This window comes from uncultured Methanobrevibacter sp., from assembly GCF_937906425.1.
Lineage (GTDB): Archaea > Methanobacteriota > Methanobacteria > Methanobacteriales > Methanobacteriaceae > Methanobrevibacter.
The window spans coordinates 1-1,264 of sequence record NZ_CALCYR010000026.1 but is presented as its reverse complement, the minus strand read 5'-3'; the positions used below and the strand labels follow the sequence as shown (position 1 = coordinate 1,264).

Here is a 1,264-nt window from a genome sequence, read left to right as displayed (position 1 = left end):
GAATAAATTAAAATAAATTAATTAAAAATTAATTAGAATAATAAAATTAATTAAAATAACTTAAATTAAAAAATTAAAATAAATTAAATTTATTTAATATGATTTAAACTTATTCAAAAGATTCAATGAGTTCTTTTAATTCAGCTACAGCAGTTCTGTCAATGTGACCGGTGTTTCTGTCTCCACCTACACAGGCAGCTCCACGTACTCCAACAACATCACAACCAATGTCATATAATGGTTTTAATTGATCCTTTTTAACGGAACCTGCCAAAGCCACTTTCAATCCATAACTGTGAGCTTCTTCAGTGAATTTTTTACAATCATCAATGTCCAAATAATCAAATAAAGTTTTTCCATCCTTAACAGCAGTGTCTAACATAGCTAAATCTGCACCAGAGTCTTTTGCCACCTTTGGAATGTCCCAAGGACTAACTGCTCCAACTCTGTGAGCATCAGCATAACCGGAAGCAACAACAGTAGCGTCAGGATTTGTATCCTTAACGGTTTTTACTACATTTTTCATTACTTCAACACCTTCCTCATAATTGGAAGGACCATATAATCCAACCTTAATATAGTCTGCACCGGAAACCAATGCGCCCATGGCAGCCAAGGAAACTGTTCCAGGTTTGTATGGAACATCACCTAAAGTTGCACTTACAAGCATTTCATCAGGGGTAAGTTCTCTAATGTCTTTGATTACCCAAGGGAAATTAGCTCCAAGGGAACCTTCTTTAGGGTTTTTTACATCTACAATGTCAGCTCCACCTTCAATGGATTCTACAGCTTCATCATGATTTATAGGACTAATTAATAAAAGCAAATATATCGCAAATGATTTGTTTTTTAGGCATCCGCTTGTGGAAGCACTAAAATATGGGGGAAAGAATATAGGTGTCTTAATTATTGGAGCAGGGAAAATAGGTATAGAACTTGTAAAAAATTGTATTTGGTTGGGACAACTAGGAAAAGATTATATTCTTAAAGTTGTGGTTTTTGATAGGGATGCTGATGCGATAAGTGAAAGATTTTTTATAGAACATCCTGAAATTCAAAAGAATTATAATTTGACTTTTAAGCAAATAACAATGTTGTCGAACAACTTTGAAGCAGAACTCAATAAAATATATGAAGATATAAATTATGTGTGCATTTGTTTAGGAAATGACAATTTAAATATTCGCGTTGCATTATTTATGCGCAGATTTTTTATGAAAAAAAATTCTTCTCCCAATAGACCTTTTATTGCTGTAGAAACTAA

General features: G+C 32.8%; 2 protein-coding genes. One reads left to right on the top strand and one right to left on the bottom strand.

Annotated elements, in window-relative coordinates; all coding sequences use genetic code 11:
- Positions 1–109 precede the first annotated feature (109 nt).
- Positions 110–826 (bottom strand): (5-formylfuran-3-yl)methyl phosphate synthase, encoded by a 717-nt coding sequence (locus tag Q0138_RS00940; RefSeq protein WP_297979649.1) that lies wholly within the window; start codon positions 824–826, stop codon positions 110–112.
- Between the two features lie 37 nt (positions 827–863).
- On the opposite strand from Q0138_RS00940, the gene Q0138_RS00935 reads away from it, so the two are divergent.
- Positions 864–1,264, top strand: a 401-nt coding sequence (locus Q0138_RS00935) for a hypothetical protein (RefSeq protein ID WP_297979648.1), incomplete at its 3' end; no start/stop codon positions are given.